This is a genomic window from Cupriavidus sp. KB_39 (assembly GCF_052114485.1).
In the GTDB taxonomy this organism is placed as follows: Bacteria; Pseudomonadota; Gammaproteobacteria; order Burkholderiales; family Burkholderiaceae; genus Cupriavidus.
Window position 1 is genome coordinate 1 of record NZ_JBFREV010000202.1, and the last position, 476, is coordinate 476.

Annotated in this window: 1 protein-coding gene; it reads left to right on the plus strand. The window is 70.2% G+C overall.

The features are described from left to right. A partial coding sequence (locus tag AB4Z27_RS29530) for an HlyD family secretion protein (RefSeq protein WP_441646048.1) occupies positions 1-476 on the plus strand: 476 nt, incomplete at both ends.

The window sequence follows — 476 nt, forward strand, 5'->3', positions numbered from 1 at the left end:
GACAACCAGTCCGTCCGCGCCGGTGACCTGCTGGTGCGCATCGACGACCGCGACTATCGCGCCGCGCTGGCCAAGGCCGAGGGCGCCGTGGCGGCGCAGCAGGCGCTGCTCGCCAACCTCGATGCCACCGCACGCTTGCAGGAGGCGGTGATCGGGCAGGCCAAGGCCGGCATTGCGTCCACCAACGCCGACACCGTGCGGGCCCGCGACGACCAGGCGCGCTACGCCAGCCTGGTGGCCAAGGCGGCGGTCTCTATCCAAAGCTCGCAAAAGGCGGATTCGGATTACAAGCAGGCGCAGGCCAACGGCGAGCGCGCGCGTGCCTCACTGCTCGCCGCGCAGCGCCAACTGGATGTGATCGGCACGCAGAAGCAGCAGGCGCAGGCCGCGCTGGCGCAGGCGATTGCCGAGCGGGACATCGCCAAACTGAACCTGAGCTATACGGAACTGCGCGCGCCCGTGGATGGCACCGTGGG